18 protein-coding genes and 1 tRNA gene are annotated in these 18,892 nt (G+C 69.5%); 16 read left to right on the top strand and 3 right to left on the bottom strand.

Going from position 1 to position 18,892, the window contains the following annotated elements:
- Positions 1-86 precede the first annotated feature (86 nt).
- The gene (locus FL311_RS08705) at positions 87-1,484 is read right to left on the bottom strand and encodes a hydroxymethylglutaryl-CoA reductase, degradative (protein WP_141324472.1); all 1,398 of its coding nucleotides are present in this window, start codon (positions 1,482-1,484) and stop codon (positions 87-89) included.
- A gap of 585 nt (positions 1,485-2,069) precedes the next feature.
- Between FL311_RS08705 and FL311_RS08700 the strand changes: the two genes are divergently transcribed.
- The 11 genes from FL311_RS08700 (at position 2,070) to FL311_RS08650 (ending at position 12,567) form a co-directional block, all read left to right on the top strand.
- On the top strand, positions 2,070-2,762 hold the full coding sequence (locus FL311_RS08700) for a response regulator (RefSeq protein ID WP_141324471.1): 693 nt from the start codon (positions 2,070-2,072) through the stop codon (positions 2,760-2,762).
- A gap of 66 nt (positions 2,763-2,828) precedes the next feature.
- Positions 2,829-4,121, top strand: coding sequence for a porin (locus FL311_RS08695; RefSeq protein WP_141324470.1), 1,293 nt, complete (start codon positions 2,829-2,831; stop codon positions 4,119-4,121).
- A gap of 49 nt (positions 4,122-4,170) precedes the next feature.
- Positions 4,171-4,992 (top strand): phosphate ABC transporter substrate-binding protein, encoded by an 822-nt coding sequence (locus FL311_RS08690; RefSeq protein ID WP_141324469.1) that lies wholly within the window; start codon positions 4,171-4,173, stop codon positions 4,990-4,992.
- Between the two features lie 42 nt (positions 4,993-5,034).
- Positions 5,035-6,042 carry a phosphate ABC transporter permease subunit PstC gene (pstC, locus tag FL311_RS08685; RefSeq protein ID WP_141324468.1) on the top strand — a complete coding sequence of 336 codons (1,008 nt, stop codon included), beginning with the start codon at positions 5,035-5,037 and terminating at the stop codon, positions 6,040-6,042.
- A complete protein-coding gene (gene pstA / locus FL311_RS08680; RefSeq protein ID WP_141324467.1) occupies positions 6,039-6,950 on the top strand; it encodes a phosphate ABC transporter permease PstA in 912 nt (303 codons plus the stop codon). Before pstC ends, pstA begins: the two co-directional genes overlap by 4 nt.
- A 48-nt stretch (positions 6,951-6,998) precedes the next feature.
- Positions 6,999-7,742 carry a phosphate ABC transporter ATP-binding protein PstB gene (pstB, locus tag FL311_RS08675; RefSeq protein ID WP_228556758.1) on the top strand — a complete coding sequence of 248 codons (744 nt, stop codon included), beginning with the start codon at positions 6,999-7,001 and terminating at the stop codon, positions 7,740-7,742.
- Positions 7,743-7,765: 23 nt separating this feature from the next.
- Positions 7,766-8,452 carry a phosphate signaling complex protein PhoU gene (gene phoU, locus FL311_RS08670; protein WP_141324476.1) on the top strand — a complete coding sequence of 229 codons (687 nt, stop codon included), beginning with the start codon at positions 7,766-7,768 and terminating at the stop codon, positions 8,450-8,452.
- Positions 8,453-8,589: 137 nt separating this feature from the next.
- Positions 8,590-9,798: a ceramide glucosyltransferase gene (locus tag FL311_RS08665; protein WP_141324465.1), complete on the top strand. Its 1,209-nt coding sequence runs from the start codon at positions 8,590-8,592 to the stop codon at positions 9,796-9,798.
- Positions 9,799-9,861: 63 nt separating this feature from the next.
- A complete protein-coding gene (locus tag FL311_RS08660; RefSeq protein WP_141324464.1) occupies positions 9,862-10,713 on the top strand; it encodes a metallophosphoesterase in 852 nt (283 codons plus the stop codon).
- A gap of 96 nt (positions 10,714-10,809) precedes the next feature.
- Positions 10,810-11,199, top strand: a complete 390-nt coding sequence (locus FL311_RS08655; protein ID WP_141324463.1) for a response regulator — start codon at positions 10,810-10,812, stop codon at positions 11,197-11,199.
- Positions 11,200-11,277: 78 nt separating this feature from the next.
- Complete coding sequence (locus FL311_RS08650; protein WP_141324462.1) at positions 11,278-12,567, top strand: hemolysin family protein; 1,290 nt, start codon at positions 11,278-11,280, stop codon at positions 12,565-12,567.
- A 9-nt stretch (positions 12,568-12,576) separates the two neighbouring features.
- Here the strand turns inward: FL311_RS08650 and FL311_RS08645 are convergent, their stop codons facing one another.
- Positions 12,577-13,128, bottom strand: a complete 552-nt coding sequence (locus FL311_RS08645) for a LuxR C-terminal-related transcriptional regulator (RefSeq protein ID WP_228556757.1) — start codon at positions 13,126-13,128, stop codon at positions 12,577-12,579.
- A 355-nt stretch (positions 13,129-13,483) separates the two neighbouring features.
- Here FL311_RS08645 and FL311_RS08640 point away from each other — a divergent pair, with 355 nt between their 5' ends.
- Positions 13,484-14,629 carry a hypothetical protein gene (locus FL311_RS08640; RefSeq protein ID WP_141324460.1) on the top strand — a complete coding sequence of 382 codons (1,146 nt, stop codon included), beginning with the start codon at positions 13,484-13,486 and terminating at the stop codon, positions 14,627-14,629.
- Between the two features lie 880 nt (positions 14,630-15,509).
- Positions 15,510-15,583 (top strand) — tRNA-Arg (locus tag FL311_RS08635).
- A gap of 246 nt (positions 15,584-15,829) precedes the next feature.
- Here the strand turns inward: FL311_RS08635 and FL311_RS08630 are convergent.
- Positions 15,830-16,153 (bottom strand): hypothetical protein, encoded by a 324-nt coding sequence (locus FL311_RS08630; protein WP_141324459.1) that lies wholly within the window; start codon positions 16,151-16,153, stop codon positions 15,830-15,832.
- 590 nt (positions 16,154-16,743) lie between these two features.
- On the opposite strand from FL311_RS08630, the gene FL311_RS08625 reads away from it, so the two are divergent.
- The 3 genes from FL311_RS08625 to FL311_RS08615 all read left to right on the top strand — a co-directional run bounded on the left by FL311_RS08625 (position 16,744) and on the right by FL311_RS08615 (position 18,823).
- Entirely contained in the window at positions 16,744-17,655 is a 912-nt protein-coding gene (locus FL311_RS08625; RefSeq protein WP_141324458.1) for a hypothetical protein, read from the top strand.
- A gap of 148 nt (positions 17,656-17,803) precedes the next feature.
- Positions 17,804-18,169: an HPF/RaiA family ribosome-associated protein gene (locus FL311_RS08620; RefSeq protein ID WP_141324457.1), complete on the top strand. Its 366-nt coding sequence runs from the start codon at positions 17,804-17,806 to the stop codon at positions 18,167-18,169.
- A gap of 99 nt (positions 18,170-18,268) precedes the next feature.
- Positions 18,269-18,823, top strand: coding sequence for a TlpA disulfide reductase family protein (locus tag FL311_RS08615; RefSeq protein WP_141324475.1), 555 nt, complete (start codon positions 18,269-18,271; stop codon positions 18,821-18,823).
- Positions 18,824-18,892: the final 69 nt, after the last annotated feature.

Genomic DNA, 18,892 nt, shown 5'->3' with positions numbered 1-18,892 from the left:
GGGCGGGGTCATGGCGTGCTCGCCCCGCCGTTGTGGCACAGCCCCCGCGCCTGGGGAACCGACAACGCGCGGGCGTCAGCCCGCGCTCACTCCAGGTCCTCGCGACGCCGCAGGTCCCCCGTGGGAGGCGGCGGCGCCAGGCTGGCCGCCTCCCCTCCGCCGCGCATCCTGTCCAGCACCTGACGCGCCCGGTCCGGCTTCACCTCGCCCTCCTGCACGAGCAGCGCGGCGATGGCCTCCACCCACTCGGGCGGCGCGCCCACGCTCGAGGCCACGGTGCGCGCATGCACCGCCATGTGGCCCCGCTGCACGCCCGCCGCGCCCAGCTCGCGCAGCGCCGCCAGGTTCTGCGCCAGCCCCACCGAGACGAAGATGCACGCCAGCTCCCGCGCATTGGGCCGCCCCAGCAGGGTGAGCGCCGACTGGACGCCGGGGTGCGACTGGAGGGTGCCGCCCACGGTGCCCAGCGCCAGCGGCAGCTGGAGCTCGCCCACCAGGTTGCCGGCCTCCCTGCGCCACACCGACAGCGGACCGTAGCGCCCCCGGAGGGCCGCGAACGCGTGCGCGCCCGCCTCGATGGCGCGCCAGTCCTGCCCCGTGGCGAGCGCGAGCGCGTCGATGCCGTTCATGATGCCCTTGTTGTGCGCGGCCGCCCGGTACGGGTCCGCCTGGGCGAAGCGGCTGGCCTGGACCACGCCCTCCGCCACCTCGGTGCCGGACAACCCGAAGTCCCCCAGCGTCCGCTCGGGGATGGAACAGCGCGCGCGCGCCAGGCACTGCGCCGACAGGTGCGTCAGGGCGCGCACGTAGACCTTGCCCCCGGTGAGCTGCTCGATGCGCGGCGCGAGCGTCTCCATCATCGAGTCCACCACGACCGCGCCCTGCGCCTCCCGCGTGTCGACATGCACGTGCACCACGAGCAGCGGCTCCATCCCGGGCTCCGGCGAGGGCAACAGCCGCACCTCCACCTCCCGCGCCCCTGCGCCTTCCTCCGCCAGCTGGGGATGCAGGCTGTTGGCCAGCGCGAGCAGCTCCGTGCGCGCCTCCAGGACGCGCGCCATGGCGAAGCTGGGCGGCCCGAAGCGGGTGACCTGGATCTGACCGAGCATCAGCGACGGGTCCGCCTCCGCGAGGAACCCACCCGCCTCTCCCACCAGCTTCGTCGCGAAGGAGGCGGCCGTGATGACCGACGGCTCCTCCACCACCATGGGCACCGCGTAGGCGCGCCCGTTGACCTTCAGGTGGAGCCCCAGGCCCAGGGGCAGGCTGAACAGCCCCACCGCGCTCTCCACCGCCGACAAGGTCGTCTGCATCCGGGGGCCCTGCTCCCCGGTGAGCCCGCTCAACGCCTCCGCGTCCAACCCCAGCTCCACCCCCACCCGCTCGCGACGCTCCTCCAGCGACAACCGCTGGAAGCCCGCGAACACGGACTGGGTGGACCTGTCACCACGAACGCCCTGCGTATCCAGAAACTCATCCGTCATCAATCACCTCACACCATGACAATCCCTCTCAAATGAGCCACACGCAACCCACGAGCAATATGACACATCACCGCCCCGCGGGAACCATTGTCGCACCGCGGACATCCGCGCCCCGACGAGGTTCGTCAGCCCACAGAGACATTGAACCCAGGCACAAGGAACCCCGCCCCCGAGCAATGGACCGGGTCTCATGGACGATTCCTTGCATCCGGCATCTGCAACCGCACCGCATTTATCCCGGGGCCCCATCCTCCCCGCCCGCACTCCGGCCCGCATGCAATCCGTCTGTCTTTCACAAAGCCTTGCAGCCCGCGCTGACTCCGCGCCGTGAAACACGTGCGGGCTGTCTTGCGCATGCGGGCGACGGCCGGTAGGAAGACCTCCGGCCCCACCGGACCTGCCTTGAGTAATGGGGTCGGGCCGGCGGACGAAGGACCCCTCGGTCCCAGACCATTGTCACATTCTCGTCAGGACGCCCCGGCCCGCATTCCTGGCGGCTCGCCCGCCCTGGCGTCCGCCCGCATCACACAATCGTTGCAAACGCGTCACGTGCCTGGAAATCGGGCCACGCAGACTCCGGGCGCCATGGCCCACGTCCTCATCGTCGACGACGAACCCGATCTCGCCCAGCTCATCGACTTCAACCTGCGCGACTCCGGCTTCTCCACCCAGCTCGCAGGCACGGGCGAGGCCGCCCTCGTCGCGGCCCGGGAGAAGCCCCCCGAGCTGGTGCTGCTGGACCTGATGCTGCCCGACATGTCCGGAATCGATGTCTGCCGGCAGCTGCGCGCCCAGTCCCCGTCGCGCGAAGTCCTCATCGTCATGCTCACCGCCAAGGGCGAGGAGGCGGACCGCATCCGCGGCTTCGAGGTCGGCGCGGACGACTACGTCGTCAAGCCCTTCAGCGTCCGGGAGCTGGTCCTGCGCCTCAAGGCCATCCTGCGCCGGGGCGGCACGCCGCAGACCAGCGCGCAGGCGGCCCCCCTGGCCCTGGGCGCGCTCAAGCTGGACCTGTCCGCCCACCGCTTCTACGTGGAGGACAAGGAGGTCCCCCTCACCGCGCTGGAGTTCCGGCTGCTCGGCCACCTCATGACGCGCACGGGCCGGGTCCAGACGCGCGAGCAGCTCCTCGAGGAGGTGTGGGGCCTGTCCTCGTCCCTGGAGACGCGCACCATCGACACCCACGTCATGCGCCTGCGCGACAAGCTGGGCCCGGCGCGCACCCTGCTGGAGACGGTGCGCGGGGTGGGCTACCGCATCGTCGACCCGGCCCACTGACTTCGTGACACGGATGTCACACAAGGGACCCGAAACAGCCACGGACGTTACCTAGAAGCCAGTTTCGTGACCCTTCCGAAACCCTCCTCGATGCGTCTCGTCACCACCTTCCTCACCCTCTGCGTGGCGTCCGGCCCGGCCCTGGCCCAGCAGCCCGCGTCACCGCCGGCCGAGGCGTCCGCCCCCCAGGCGCCCTCCGCCGACGCCCAGGCGCCCGCCGAGCCGCCCCCCGCCGACAGCGCGCCGGCGGACGCGGACCTGGACGAGCGGATGACCAACGCCGAGGGGAAGGTGGCCGCGCTGGAGGAGCAGAACGCGGAGACGAAGGTGGACCTGTCCGCGCTCAAGAAGCTGAAGATTTCGGGGTACGTCCAGGGGCGCTACCAGTACCAGCAGAGCCTGGATGACAGCGGCTCGGGCGGCTTCAGCCGCTTCACCGTGCGCCGCGGCCGCCTCAAGACGACGTACACCACGGACTGGTCCCAGCTGATGTTGCAGTTCGACGGCGTGCCCACCACGGGCGTCACCGTGCGCGACGCGGAGGCCACCCTCTACATCCCGGGCACCCACCAGCAGCTGGGCCTGACGCTGGGCCAGATGAAGTGGCCCTTCGGCTACGAGGCCGTGCAGTCCTCCAGCGACCGCGAGATTCCCGAGCGCACCCGCGTGGTGCGCGCCTTCCTGCCCGACGAGCGGGACCGCGGCGTGAAGTTCGCCGGCAACTTCCTGGACGGGAAGCTCCACTTCAGCGGCGGCGTGTTCGACGGCGACGGCATCTTCAACCAGGGCTACGTCGGCTCCGACAACGACAAGGAGAAGGACGCCATCGGCCGCGCGGGCTTCGACCTGGGCTGGGTGTCCGGCGGCATCTCCGGCTGGTACGGCCACACCATCACCAAGGGCCCCACGGACACCTACCGCAAGGCGTACACGCGGGATCGTCTGGCACTGGACGCCCAGCTCTACCTGGACGTGCTGCCCTTCGGGGCCACGGCCCTCAAGGGCGAGTACATCACCGGGCGCTCGTACTGGAAGAGCTCTGGCGACGTGAAGATTGAACAGCCGGGTGTGCCCGCCAGCGGCTGGTACGGGCTCATCGTCCAGAACATCGGCCTGACGGACGCGGTGGCTGTCCGCTACGACTTCTTCGACCCGGAGAACGGCCGGAAGAACACGGTGACGGACGGACGCCCGGCCAGCACCAACTCGGTGGGCACCCTGGCCGTCGCCGTCCTCCACTACTTCGGCGAGCACTTCAAGGTCACCGCCGCCTACGAGATGCCCGTGACGTCCGCGCCCGGCGCCCCGAAGGACCCGCACGACAACCTCTTCACGCTTCAGATGCAGGCCCGCTACTAGGCCCTACCTTCCCACCGACCCACAACGCTTCGTCAAGGAGCTGACCACCATGAAGACTTTCATTGGCTCACTCATCGCGGGCCTGCTGCTCGCCCTCCCGCTCTCCGCCCATGCGGGCAACGTCACCGTGAAGGGCTCTGACACCATGGTCATCCTCGGGCAGCGATGGGCCGAGGAGTTCATGAAGAAGACGCCCGCCACCAAGGTGCAAGTGACGGGCGGAGGCTCCGGCGTGGGCCTGGCCGCGCTGCAGAACGGCACCACCGAAATCGCCATGTCCAGCCGCGAAATCAAGGACGCGGAGAAGCAGAAGCTGCGCGCGCGCTACAACACCACGGGCCAGGAGATTTCCGTCGCCAAGGACGGCGTCACCTTCTACGTCAACGAGGGCAACCCCGTGACGGCCCTCACCGTGGAGCAGCTGCGCGGCATCTACGTGGGGGATGTCACCAACTGGAAGCAGGTGGGCGGCCCCGACGCGCCCATCATCATCTACTCGCGCGAGAACTCCTCGGGCACCTACGTCTTCGTCAAGGACCACGTCCTGGACGGCGAGGACTACGCCGCCTCCGCCCAGACGCTGCCGGGCACCGCCGCCGTGGTGAACGCCGTCTCCAAGGAGAAGAACAGCATCGGCTACGGCGGCTCCGCCTACGCCAAGGGCATCAAGGAGCTGAAGATCAAGAAGGGCAACGAGGAGATCTCCCCCTCGGCCGAGAACATCAAGACGGGCAAGTACCCGCTGTCGCGCGACCTCTACTTCTACCTGCGCAACAAGCCCGCCGGGGAGGCCAAGGCGTTCATCGACTTCGCGCTGTCCCCGGAAGGCCAGGCCGTCGTCACGAAGGTCGGCTACTTCCCGGTGAAGTGACGCCGGGCCGTCACACGAATGTCACGCGAGGCTGGAGGCCACATGGATAGACAGGCCGTCATGGAGCAGGGTCTCACTCAGCCTCTGGTCGCGCCCTCGCTGTCCCCGGCCGCGCGGCGGCGGCAGCTCAAGGAGAAGGCCATCGCGGGGTTCATCACCCTGATGGCCTTCACCGGCATCGCGGCGCTCATCCTCATCATCATCTTCGTGGCCAAGGAGGCCCTCGCCCTCTTCACCGAGGCCGAGGCCCGACACGAGGCCAGCCTGTCGAAGATGTTCCTGCCGCAGGAGGTCCCCCCCGGCCGCCCGCCCTTCCGCTGGCAGCCGGTGTCGAAGATTCCCAAGGTCAGCATGATTCCCCTGTTCGTCGGCACGCTGAAGACGACGGTGGTCTCCATGCTCGTCGCGGTGCCGCTGGGCGTGTTCGGCGCGCTGTTCGCCGCGGAGTTCGCGCCCCGCCGCCTGCGCGAGCTGCTCAAGCCCGTCATCGAGCTGCTCGCGGGCATCCCCTCCGTCGTGCTCGGCTTCTTCGCGCTGATGGTGATGTCCACCGTCGTCAAGGACGTCTTCGCCTTCGACCGGCCGCTCAACGCCATGGTGGCGGGCCTGGGCCTGGCGCTCGCCATCGTCCCGGTCATCTTCACCGTGTCCGAGGACGCGCTCACCGCGGTGCCGCGCAGCTACCGCGAGGCGTCGCTCGCGCTCGGGGCCACCCCCTGGGAGACGGCCTGGAAGGTGGTGCTCCCCGCAGCGGCCCCCGGCATCCTCGCCGCGTGCGTGCTGGGCTTCGGCCGCGCCATCGGTGAGACGATGATCGTCCTCATGGCCTCCGGCAACGCGGACGTCATCTCCTGGAGCCTGGGGGACTCGGCACGCTCGCTGTCTGCCACCATCGCCGCGGAGATGGGCGAGGTGGTGGTGGGCAGCCCGCACTACTCGCTGCTGTTCTTCATCGGCGTGCAGCTCTTCCTGTTCACCTTCGTCCTCAACCTGCTCGCGTCCACGTGGACCCGGCGGGTGGTGAGGAAGCTCACCGGAGGTGCGGCGTGACGCCCGGCACCCGCCGCGCCGTGGGCCTCGCGCTCACGTCCCTCACGGGCCTCGCCGCGTTCGTCATCGTCGCGGTGCTGGCCATCATCCTCTTCAACGTGGTGGAGAACGGCGCCGGGGGGGTCACCTGGACCTTCCTCACCCAGCCGCCCACGGACGGGATGATGGCGGGCGGCATCTTCCCCGCCATCTTCGGCACCGCCGCGCTCACCCTCCTGATGACGCTCGCGGTGATGCCGGTGGGCGTGCTCACCGCGGTGTACCTGCACGAGTACGCACCCCCCAATTCCCTCTTCGCCCGCCTCGTCCGCGTGGCGGTGGTGAACCTGGCGGGCGTGCCCTCCATCGTGTTCGGCCTGTTCGGCCTGGGCTTCTTCATCCTCTTCGTGGGCCAGGGAATGGACCGGGCGCTCGGCCACGAGGAGATGTACTGGGCCCAGCCCGGCATCCTCTGGGCGTCGCTGACGCTCGCGGTGCTCACGCTGCCGGTGGTCATCGTCTCCACCGAGGAGGCGCTGCGCGCGGTGCCCATGGACCACCGCACCGCGAGCCTCGCCCTGGGCGCCACCCAGTCCCAGACGCTGGCGCGGGTGGTGCTGCCGGGCGCGCTGCCGGGCATCCTCACCGGCGCGGTGCTGGCCATCTCCCGCGGCGCGGGCGAGGTGGCGCCCATCCTCTTCACGGGCGCGGCCTACTTCCTGCCGGACCTGCCCTCGCACCTCAACTCGCAGTTCATGCACCTGGGCTACCACACGTACGTGATGGCCACGCAGTCGCCGGACGTGGAGGCCACCCGTCCCCTGCTCTACGCGACGGTGCTGGTGCTGCTGCTGCTCACGTTCGCCCTCAACCTGGTCGCGGTCATCATCCGGACCCGCACGCGCCGCAAGGCCGCGGGCGCCCACTGACGGTACACGCCCTCCATGTCCCTCACGCCCAACGCTCCCCGCCCGAAGATGGAGGCCCGCGAGCTGACGCTCCGGTACGGCGCCAAGGAGGCCATCAAGAAGGTCTCCCTGGCCATCCAGGACCGGCGCGTCACCGCCCTCATCGGCCCGTCCGGCTGCGGCAAGTCCACCTTCCTGCGCTCGCTCAACCGGATGAATGACCTGATTCCGGGCGCCAACCACACCGGCACCATCCTGCTGGACGACACGGACATCCATGACCGGAGCGTGGACGTGGTGGACCTGCGCCGCCGCGTGGGCATGGTCTTCCAGAAGTCCAACCCGTTCCCCAAGAGCATCTTCGAGAACGTCGCCTACGGCCTGCGCGTGGGAGGGATGAAGGACAAGTCGGCCCTGGCCCAGCGCGTGGAGAAGTCCCTGCGCGGCGCGGCCCTGTGGGACGAGGTGAAGGACCGGCTGCACGAGAGCGCCCTGGGCCTGTCCGGCGGCCAGCAGCAGCGGCTGTGCATCGCCCGCGCGATGGCGGTGGAGCCGCAGGTGCTGCTGATGGACGAGCCGGCGAGCGCGCTGGACCCCATCGCCACGGCGAAGATAGAGGAGCTCATCCACGAGCTGAAGGCGACGTACACCATCGCCATCGTCACCCACAACATGCAGCAGGCCGCCCGCGTGAGCGACAGGACTGCTTTCTTCTACATGGGTGAGCTGGTGGAGTGCGGGCCCACCGAGCAGATCTTCACCAACCCGCGCGAGAAGCGCACCGAGGACTACGTCACCGGGAAGTTCGGGTGAGCGCAGAGAAGGGATTGTCGCAGATGCCGTTGACCCACACGGACAAGGCGTTCGAGCAGGACCTGAGGGACTTGCGCGAGAAGCTCCTCGCGATGGGGGCCAAGGTGGAGGGCCTCATCGTCCAGAGCATGCGCGCCCTCACGGACCGCGACAGCGCCCTGGCGGAGAAGGTCGTCGCGGCCGACAAGGACGTCAACCGGCTGGAGGTGGAGATCGACGAGCTGTGCCGGCGCATCCTCGCGCTGCGCCAGCCGGCCGCCAGTGACCTGCGCCTCATCACCACGGCCCTGAAGATCGTCACGGACCTGGAGCGCATCGGAGACCTGGCCGTCAACATCGCCGAGCGCTCCATGGACCTGAACCAGGTGCCGCCGCTGGCGCCCTACGTGGACACGCCCCGGCTGGCGGAGCTGGCCCAGCAGCAGGTGAAGCGCTCCCTGGATGCCTTCGTGTCCAACGACGTGGCGAAGGCGGAGGAGGTGCTCCAGGGGGATGACCTGCTGGATGCGCTGTTCCTCAAGATCTTCAACGAGCTGCTGGCGTACATGATGGAGGACTCGCGCAACATCCGGCGGGCCACCGCGCTGATGTTCATCGCCAAGCACCTGGAGCGCATCGGCGACCACGCGCTGAACGTGGCGGAGATGGTCGTCTACATGGTGCGGGGCAAGGACATCCGCCATCCGCGCAGCCGCAACCTGGGCGACTAGCGCAGACGGCTTCACCGCGCCGTCACGTGGAATTGCCCGGGGCGCCCCGGGCGCTCCCCACTCCTGACGCGCGAGCCCCCTAGCGTGGCAACCGGTCGCGCGATGCCCGCGCGCCAGTCCCCGGGGACCGCCCGCGCATGTCGCTCGCCTCCGCCCTCCTGCTGTTCGCCGCCTCATTCGGCCTCACCGCGCTCGCCGTCCAGTACGTGCTGGTGCTCCGCCACCGCCGGGAGGCCCCCCGGGCCCTCCCCACGGGCGCCCCGTGGCCCGCCATCTCCATCCTCAAGCCCCTGTGCGGCGCGGACGACGACCTGGAGACCAACCTCAAGCACTTCGCCCACCTGGACTACCCCGGCGCCTACGAGGTCGTCCTGGGCGTCAAGGACACGCGCGACGCGGCGTACCCCGTGGCGTGCGAGGCGGTGCGCCGCTGGCCCGGCGTCATGCGCCTGGCGCTGCAGGAGGGCGCCCCGGGCCTCAATCCGAAGGTGAACCAGCTCATCACCCTGGCGGACCGGGCCCGGTACGACCTCTTCGTCATCAGCGACAGCAACACGCGGGTGGCGCCCGGCTACCTGGAGGAGATCGCCGCGGGCTTCGCGGACCCGACGGTGGGCTGCGTGACGCACCCCGTCTCGGGCATCGGCGAGAAGAGCCTGGGTTCGCTGCTGGACAACCTCTACCTGACGTCCAGCGCGGCGGCGGGGATGATTGGCGCCAAGCGGCTCGCGGACCAGGACATCGTCGTGGGCAAGTCCATGGCGCTCAAGCGCGCGGACGTCGACGCGCTGGGCGGCTTCTACTCGGTGCGCGACGTGCTCGCGGAGGACTTCGTCATCGGCCAGTGGGTGACGCGCAAGCTGGGACGCCGCGTCGTGGTGGCGCGCGCGCCCGTCTACAACGTGTCGCTGGGCAAGAGCGTGCGCGCCTTCTTCCAGCGCTACCTGCGCTGGAGCGTCATCCACCGGACGGCCGTGACGCCGTCCACGTATGTCGCGCAGTCGCTGCTCAACCCCGCGCCGCTGGCCGTAGCGGGCGCGCTGGTGAGCCCCTGCCTGGAGTCGGTGACGCTGGCCACGCTCGTCGTGCTCGGCAAGGTCCTGGTGGACCTGGGCGCGTTTCGCGCGCTGCGTCCCCAGCCGGTGTCCTGGCGCGCCGCGCCGGCGGTGCTGCTCAAGGACGCGCTGCTGTTCGCCGCGTGGTGGCACGGCGTGTTCTGCCGCACGGTGGACTGGCGCGGGACGCGGCTTCGCGTGGGCCCGGGCACCCGCCTCTTGCCGCCGCGCGCGCGCGTGTCCACGGCGAACGCGGCGCTGGCCCCTCGGGACGAGTGGGTCGCCGGCTGATGCACAGGTGTTTCATCACGCTCGCGACGGATTCACGTGGCGGACGTGAAGCCGACGCGGTCGATGCCTACGTTGCTGTGCATGCCCCCAAGGACGTTGGCGCACCTTTCGGATCTGCACCTGGACCTGAGCCCGGCCAGTGACGCCCAGGCCCGCGCGCTCGTCGCGGCGCTCCAGGCGAACCGCGCGGACCACGTGGTGGTGACCGGTGACTTGACGCACCAGGGCTCGCACGAGGAGTACCGTCGCTTCCTCGACATCTTCTCGCCGCTGTTGGACACCGGACGGCTCACGCTCATCCCCGGCAACCATGACCGCCCGGGCGAGGACGTGGGCGGCGGCTGGATGGACGGCCTGAAGGTCCGCACCGTGGAGCGCCCCGGGCTGTATCTGGTGTGCGTGGACTCCACCGGCGAGCACAACCGCAACTACTTCGCGAGCCACGGCGAGCTGTCGCTCGAGACGGTGGAGCAGGTGGAGAAGGCGCTCGGCCGCGCCCCCGAGGACGCGCTGGTGGCGGTGCTGGTGCACCACCACGTGCTGCCCCTGCCCGAGGAGAGCTTCCCGGAGCGGCTCGCCACGCGCATGGGCTGGCCCCACGCGTCCGAGCTGTCCCTGGGCGCGGAGCTGGTGGCGCGCATCCAGGGCAGGTGCGACCTGGTCCTCCACGGCCACCGCCACCACCCCAACGAGACGGTGGTGGACACGGCCCACGGCCGCCCCTTGCGCGTCTTCAACGCGGGCAGCTCCACCGACCTGGGGCGCTTCCGACTGCTCCAGCACTCGGAGGGCCGCCTGCTGAGCGAGCCGGTGTGGTGCCACTCCACCCAGCCGGAGCGTCCGCGCACGGCCAGCCACAACGTGCGCCCCGCGCTGCAGTACCTGGTCACCCAGCTGGGAATGGCCCTCTTCTGATGTCCGCCCGCCCGCTCCGCGAGCGGAAGCCATTCCACCGGGGGAAGCGAATGGCCCGGGGGCGCGGTGGGGTTCTTCCCATGTTGGGGAGGATGCTTGGCGCGACTGGACACCGATGACGGCTCGAGAAGAGTGCTGGTGGTCGACGACGACGCGGACTGGCGGGAGTTCCTGCGGCTCAGCCTGGAGGAGCTGGGGTATGACACGATGGAGGCGGCCGACGGCCAGGAGGCCCTGGACAGCCTCCGGCGCGGTGAGCGCTTCGAGGTCATGCTGCTGGACCTGAACATGCCGGGCATGAGCGGCCTGGAGGTCGTGGAGCGGCTCGAGCGGCTGCCACGAGGACCCCACCCCCGGGTGGTGTTCCTGACCTCGGCGGCGGCCCAGGACGTGGGCATGGCCCTCTTGGCCGGGCCCCACTACTACCTGCCCAAGGGCGCCAGCCGGGATCAACTGTCTCTCCTCTTGCAGTCACTTGGTGGGTGAGCCGCCGGCCAACCGGGGATACGGTAGAGGGCTCCTGAGAGGAGGGCCGTCATCGCATCGGAGCTGCTCATCATCTTATTGCTCGTCCTGGCCAATGGCGTGTTCGCCGGGGCCGAGCTCGCCATCATTTCCATCCGAAGGACGCGGCTGAAGGAGCTGATGGAGCAAGGCAGTGGCTCCGCCAAGGCGGTGGAGGCCCTGCGGGCCAACCCCGAGCGGTTCCTCGCCACGGTGCAGATCGGCATCACCGTCATCGGCGCGACGGCGGCGGCCTTCGGTGGCGCGAGCATCGCCAACCGCCTGGCCCCGGTGCTGATGGAGCTGGGCCTGCCGGAGACGACGGCGGACGAGGTGGCGCTGGCCGCGGTGGTCGTCTTCGTGTCGTTCCTGTCGCTGGTGCTCGGGGAGCTGGTGCCCAAGTCGCTGGCGCTGCGCGCGTCCGAGCGCTACGGGATGCTCATCGGCCGGCCCCTGCTGGGCCTGTCGTGGGTGATGCGGCCGGTGGTGTGGTTCCTCACGGCCAGCTCCAACGTGGTGCTGCGGCTGTTCGGCGACAAGACGAACTTCACCGAGAGCCGGCTGTCCGCGGAGGAGCTCCAGGCGCTGGTGGAGGAGGCCGCGAAGCAGGGCTCGTTGGACCCGAAGGCGGGCGAAATCGCCGCGCGCGCGTTCGAGATGGGCGAGCTGACGGTGGGCGAGCTGATGGTGACGCGCGAGCAGATCGTCGCGCTGCGTCGCCACGCGAGCGCGGACGAGATTCGCCAGATGCTGCTGGAGCGCGGGCACTCGCGGATGCCGGTGTTCGAGGGTTCACTGGACAACATCGTCGGCTACGTCATCGCCAAGGACCTGCTCGCCGTGGCGTGGGAGGGGAACCTCATCGTCCTGGAGGACGTGCTCAGGCCGGCCTTCTTCCTGGTGGAGACGATGCGGGCCATTGACGCGCTGAAGGAGCTGCAGCGCCGTCGCATGCAGCTGGCCATCATCGTGGACGAGCGCGGCGGCGTGGTGGGCCTGGTGACGGTGGAGGACCTGGTCGAGGAGATGGTGGGCGACATCCTCAGCGAGTCGGAGACGCCCGAGGAGCTGGTGCGGCGCGAGAGCCCCGTGGCGGCGGTGGTGCAGGGCAGCGCGGCCATCCGCGACATCAACCGCGAGCTGGGGCTGGAGCTGGCCGAGGACGGCGACTACTCCACGGTGGCGGGGCTGAGCATCGCGCTGGCGGGCGGCGCCATCCCCGAGCCCGGCACCAAGCTGAAGACCAAGGACGGCCTGGAGCTGGAGGTGGTGGAGGCCTCGCCCCGGCGCGTGCGCGCGGTGCGCATCTTCCTGCCGCCGCCCCAGCCGGAAGAAGGCGACGGCGCCTGAGTCCCGTGCTCACCCCGCGTCCATCAACCCCAGGGTGAGCGCCTTCACCACCGCCTGGACCTTGTTGGTGGCGTTGAGCTTGAGCAGGGCGTTGCCGATGTGGAAGTTCACGGTGCGCTCGGAGATGTCCAGGATGGTGCTGATGTCCGCGGACGTCTTGCCCTCCCCCGTCCAGAGCAGCACCTCGCGCTCGCGCGGCGTCAGCGCGGTGTCCACGTCCGGCGCGAGCCGGGGCACGAGGAGGCCCATCATCCGCGCGTGGAGCTGGTGGGCGGTCACCAGCATCGGCTGACGCAGCGCCGCGAGCGTGGCGTCGGAGAGCGGCTCGGGTGACGCGCGGGCGAAGGTGAGCAGGCCGAAGACGCCGTGCGCCGCCCAGCACGACTGGGCCACCGCGGAGGCCAGCCCGAAGGCACGGGCATCCTCGAGGAGCTGGGGGGCCTGGGCGAAGAGTTCGTCGAGCTCGGTGCTGCTCACGCCCAGGCGGACCACCGGGTCGATGCGCAGGTAGTCGTGCTTCCGGTAGTGCGCCATCCCGTGCGAAGGGTTCCCCTGAGTCAAAGCCAGACACTCCGGATGGGAGGCCTGTCAGGACTGACAGGATGAGGCCCATCAGCGATGGCCGCGCCCCTGCCCTCGCGCCGGACGACGCCTGAGCCTCGGCGGCGAATCCCAGACACCCAGGGCGGGCGCCCGCGCTTTCTCGCCGTTTCAGACACCGTGGTGCACGGAGAGTCCTGGGGGACACGGAATCTGGGCTTTACTGACTGGGACTCGGCTACAGGATTATCCTCGGTTGGGTGGAAACCACCCCTCGGTGAGTCATTGCGTGAATGATTTGACCCAGTTCAATACACCCACGCAATTGACCTAACGTGGGCATGCCTCATTGCGAGGCCATTGACCGGAGCCAGACATGACACGTGTATATGGATTCCCCGCGCTCGCGGCGCTGTTTCTCTTGGGCGGCTGCGATGGCAGCTCTTCCGAAGTGGGCGCGCCATCTTCCTTGCAGACACAGGAGGCGGCGGTAGGTGAGCTGGACCTGGCGGTGGTGGACCTGGTGGCGTCCTGCCAGGCCACGGCGCTGACGCTGTCCGCGACGGTGCACAACCTGAGCGCCACTGGCATCGCCGGCTCGACGACGGCCATCTACGCGGGCGAGCCGGGCGCGGGCGGCACGCGCCTGGGCATCGTCAGCGTTCCCTTCCTGGTGGGGGGCGAGCGCTTCCCCTTCCAGCTCTCCTTCACGGTGCCGGAGGGGACGCAGCGCGTGGTGGTGGTCGCTGACGACGACGGCGTCTTCGACGAGGGGGACGAGGCGAACAACCGCGCCGCGTTCGACTTCGCCATTCCGTGTGCGACCAATCAGCTGCCGGTGGCGAGCTGCCAGGATGTCACCGTCCAGGCGGACGCGACGTGCCGGGGGCAGGCCTCCGTGGACCACGGCTCGTTCGACCCGGATGGCTTCCCGGGGCCGCTCAGCGTGAGCCAGACCCCCGCGGCCCCGTTCCCCCTGGGGACGACGCCTGTCCGTCTGGACGTGACGGATGGCGCCAGCACGAGCACCTGCTCCGCGACGGTGAGCGTGGTGGACGTCACCGCGCCCACGCCGGGCGCGAGCCGGGGCATCACCCTGACGCCGTCGGCGGGCTCCGACTACGTGCTGGTGTCGCTGGATGACTGCGCTCTGCCGGCCACGGACAACTGTGGCGGCACGCTGCCCCTGGCGCAGGCGGGCACGCTGCTGCGCGTCACCTCCGACGAGCAGAACGACGCGCTGTCATTGCTGCGGCTCTTGGCCTGTGACGACATCAAGCTGAGCGCGGATGGCAAGTCCGCGTTGGTGCGCGCGGAGGCGGCGCTCTTGGGCAATGGCCGCGTCTACACGTTCGTGTATGGCGTGTCGGACAACACGGGCAACCAGTCCGTGGGCTCCTGTCAGGTCCGCGTTCCCGCGCTGCTGGGAAACCCCGCCGTCGACTCGGGGGCCCGGTATTGCCAGGGCGAGGGCTGCCCCTCGGGGACGACGTACCCCGGGCTGCTCTGCTCGCTGCTGTAGTGGCTTGAGGTCTCGGCACTCCGCCCGGGGCTGTCCCGGGCGGGGTGCCGCGGCCCGATGACTCCGCAATCCCAGATTCCTGGGATGGGCCTGCCCATCCCTCGTCGAATACCGTTGCATCCTCCCCAAGGAGGCAACCATGTCGACGAAGTATTTCATTGGAGCGGCACTGGGTCTGCTGGCGGCCATGGCCATGGGCTGTGGAGCGCCGTCTGCTGAAGATGTCGTCACGACGGAAGGCATCCAGGAGTCTTCGCAGGAGCTCTCGACCTGCACGGCCACCTGCGCCTCTGGCTCGGTGAGCTGTCCGGGGGGCACGACCCTCTGCTCCGCCCAGGACAACCACGGGGTGACATGCAACGGGACGTTCATCGCGTGCCCCACGACGCCGCCGGCGTGCGCGGGGCTCTTGAGTTGCGAGGAGCTCAGGGGAAGCGCCTGCCTGTTCCCCAACGAGGAGCCGTGCTGCTTTGCCTCGGGCCAGCGAGGCGAGTGCAGTTGTTCCTTTGGGGGAATCTGGCGCTGCAACGGCATCTAGTTCGCCCTGAAGGCCGGGGCGTCGCCGGGGGGCTACGGCCGTGGAGGTGGCGGGAGCTCATCCGGGTGGATGATGGAGGGGCTCCGTCGAACGTAGGCCCGGGCCCAGAGGGAGGCCCCCGCGCCTGCCACCAGCAGGGCGCCCACGAGGCCCAGGACCGCCCATCGGGTCGTCCGCGACATCCGAGTCCTCCAGGAGGAAGTGGCCTCCGTGCCTGCTCGACCCTAGGGCACGGAGGCGGCCGCGGACCCGCCAGGGGTGTCACCTCGGCGGCCTCGGGCAGAATGTGTGCTTGCGTCGGCCAGCAAGTTCGGCTACTTGTGCCCTCGCCGCAGCGGTTCTGCGCGATTAGCTCAGCTGGATAGAGCGTTGGCCTCCGGAGCCAAAGGCCGCAGGTTCGACTCCTGCATCGCGCGCAGGGACAACCGCCCGGTCTTCCTCAGGAAACTGATGGAGACCGGGCGGGAAATCCTGCCCCTCGGCCGCCCTTCCCGAACGGATTCCCGGCGACGTCCCGTCAGCGAAACCCCACGGGGTGGAGCCAGGCGGCCGCCTGGATTCGACGTCCGGGCGACCGTGGCACAAGACGCCACCAGGGCTCACTCCGGGCGCCTCCTCGCAGGCAGGGGCGGACCGATGACTTCACGCGATCTCAAAGCGACTCAGCAGACGTCGCAGCCCGCGCAGTAGAAGGTTCCATCCGACCAGAACACGCAGTATTCGCAACAGTCGACATAGACGATGGATTGCGTCGTATCGGTCGAAGAGAGCTTCGCTTCAGTCCCGTCGGTCATCACCACCGTACCCGACGTCACCGGCATGGAGCCTGAGTCACTGTGAATGACCATCGAGCCATTCTCACCATGCTCGATTCGATATTCCGGGTCGGAGACGCCTCCACATCCCGTTGAAACCGCAGCAAAGAACACGAACGCCGCAACCTGACGGATATTCATTGGCCGTATGCCTTTCCAGTGGGTGCCCATGGGGCAACCACGACTATGAGGCGATTGAGATAGACTGTCCACGGGAGTCAATGACACCCCTGCACACCGTCACAAACGACCCGGTCTGATTAGGGCGCCATTGCTGGTGCAGCCCCTGTCGAGCCTCCATCGCAGCTCGGCCCCAGTTCCACACGCACCCAGGAAGACTCCCCTCCCCACCCGCTCGGCTCGCGCCCGCACGCACACGAGGCATACCCGAACAGCGTTGTTCGCGCCGGGCTGCTGTAATAGTAACAGGTATAAGTCTGCGTACAGAGTGCGAGCGACTCCACCTCCTCCGGCTGAGCACTCTCGGGCGGGATTGTTTCGACAGGCCCCTCACCAGCCCCCAACAACAGCCTCAGCGACATCAAGAGGACACTAGGTAGCGTGGACATGTCACCTCCATGAACGGCGAATGAGACTCCGGCCAGGACCCCAGCCACCGGAGACAACCCCATACTTTTCGCTCTCGCCGTCATCCCCCAGCCCCATTCCTCGCAGGGCCACACCGAGGTTGCCATTGCCCCTCGGAAACCCCGCTCAGAAGCCATGCCGTGCTGCATCAGGGCACATAGACTCGGCCGTCCATGTCGAGCACCGCGACGAAGGGCGCTCCCTTCCTGTGGTTCATCCTGCTGCCCCTCCCCGCCATCCTCCTCGGCGCCGTCATCGCCCGTAGAATCGACGTCCCCTTCAGTGCGCTCGCCATCAACGCAGTGGCCGCGCTCCTGGGCGCCGCCGTGGCCCTCACCGTGGTCCGCCGTCCAAGCACCGCGCTCCTCCGCGCCGCCGTCCCCGTCGCCGTCATCGCCACCTTGCTCACGGCCGCGACCCTGCTGTTCCCCGGGCTCGACGGCATCCGCCGCTGGCTCGCGCTCGGCCCCATCCGCCTCCACGCCTCCAGCGTGCTCGTCCCCTGGGTCCTGCTCGGTATCAGCGCGGCCCTGCGCGGCCACTTCCCCATCGCCGCCGCGCTCGCGGTCGTCCTCTCCGCCATCCACGCCGCGCAACCCGACGCGGGACAGGCCACCGCCTTTGCCCTGGCCGCGAGCCTCCTGCTCGCCCGCGCTCACGCGACGTCGTGGCTCTCACGCGCACTCAGCTGCACCGCGGTCCTCGGCGTCTCCGCCACCGCATGGCTGCGGCCAGACCCGCTCGAGCCCGTCGACCACGTCGAGCGCATCTTCCAGCTGGCCTTCCGGTGGCCCCCCCTCATCGGCATCGTCGCGGGACTCGCATTGGCGCTCCTGCTCGTCCCGGGCCTCGCGGGCATCACCCGCGCCGTCACCGCCAGGCACGACGACGCGCTGCTGTCCCTGTCCGCGAGCTTCGTCCTCTACTTCACGGCGGCCTTCGCCGTGACGGAGCCCGGCCACTTTCCCGTCCCGGTGATGGGCACGGGTGCCGGTCACATCCTCGGCTGGTACAGCGCGTCAGGAATCCTCGCGGCACTCGGGTGGCCTCGAGACACACGGGTCCCCATCGCCGCCCGGACGTAGCCTGGGCCCAACACCCTCACGCTCCACCGCATTCCCTCCCGGAGACCTTCGTTTTTTCGAAGCCTCCCGGGAGCTTTTCCTATTGGCGCGAAACTCCGCGGGCCAGCAGATAGGAGATAGGCCCATGGTGGGCCGGAAGGAGCCGAGGATGCGAATCGAAATCCGAGCCCGACACTTCACCCTCACCGAGACCCTCCGCACCCACGTCGAGCGCCGCGCGCGCTTCGCCATGGGGCGACTGTCCGACCGGGTCCGCGAGGTGACGGTGCGCTTGGAAGACATCAACGGCCCACGCGGAGGCGTGGACAAGGTGGCGAAGGTCACGGTGCGCCTGGAGCACGGCGGACAGCTCGCGTCGGAGGCGATGGACGCGACCTTCCCCGGCGCGGTGGACCGGGCCCTGGAGCGCGCCGGCCACGCGGTGGGCAAGGCCCTGGGACGCTCGCACCGCCAGGACAGCGAGAGCGTGAGGACCGGCCCCTGGGAGGCCGAGGAGCAGCACAGCCCCCTCTGACGTGAAGCGCCGCCGAGGGCCCTTCTCCCCGAAGGGCCCCGGCGATGTCAGGATGGGTCCATGACGCGCGTCGCGCGTCCCTTTCCTGGAGGATTTCCGATGCAGACGGCGGGGCCGGGCGTGCTGGCGCGAGGACGGGCCGCATGGGCCCGCGCGAGGCGGCGCTGGTGGGTGCGCTGGGGCGTGGACCTGGTGCTGCTGGCGCTCGTGTTCACCGCCGTCGCGGCCTGGCAGACCCGACACCTTCCCGGCTCCGGAGCGCCCGCGCCGGACTTCACCGTGCAGACGCTCTCCGGAGAGACGGTGTCGCTCGCCTCGCTGCGAGGCAAACCCGTGGTGCTCGCCTTCTGGGCCCCGTGGTGCGGCGTGTGCGGCGCCGAGTCCTCCAACCTCTCCCAGCTTCGCCGCATCGCCGGAGACTCCGCGCACGTCGTGTCGGTGGCGCTGGCCTATGAAGACGTGGCCGCGGTGCGGCGCTTCGCCCAGGAGCACGCGGTGGACTACCCGGTGCTGCTCGGCGACGACTCGATACAGGAAGCGTGGCGGGTGAGCATGTTCCCCACCGTGTTCTTCCTGTCCGCCGAGGGGCGCATCGAGCGCTCCGTGGTGGGCTACACCACCCTGCTCGGCCTGTCCTGGCGGTGGATGTTGTAGAGTCCGAAGCACCTCTCGGAGCCAACGGATGGGAACGACCAAATCCGCAGATGAGTGAGCCGCGGCGAC

It is taken from the genome of Myxococcus sp. AB025B (assembly GCF_006518215.1).
GTDB classification, from domain to species: Bacteria; Myxococcota; Myxococcia; order Myxococcales; family Myxococcaceae; genus Myxococcus; species Myxococcus fulvus.
This window is presented reverse-complemented; position numbering and strand designations above follow the sequence as displayed.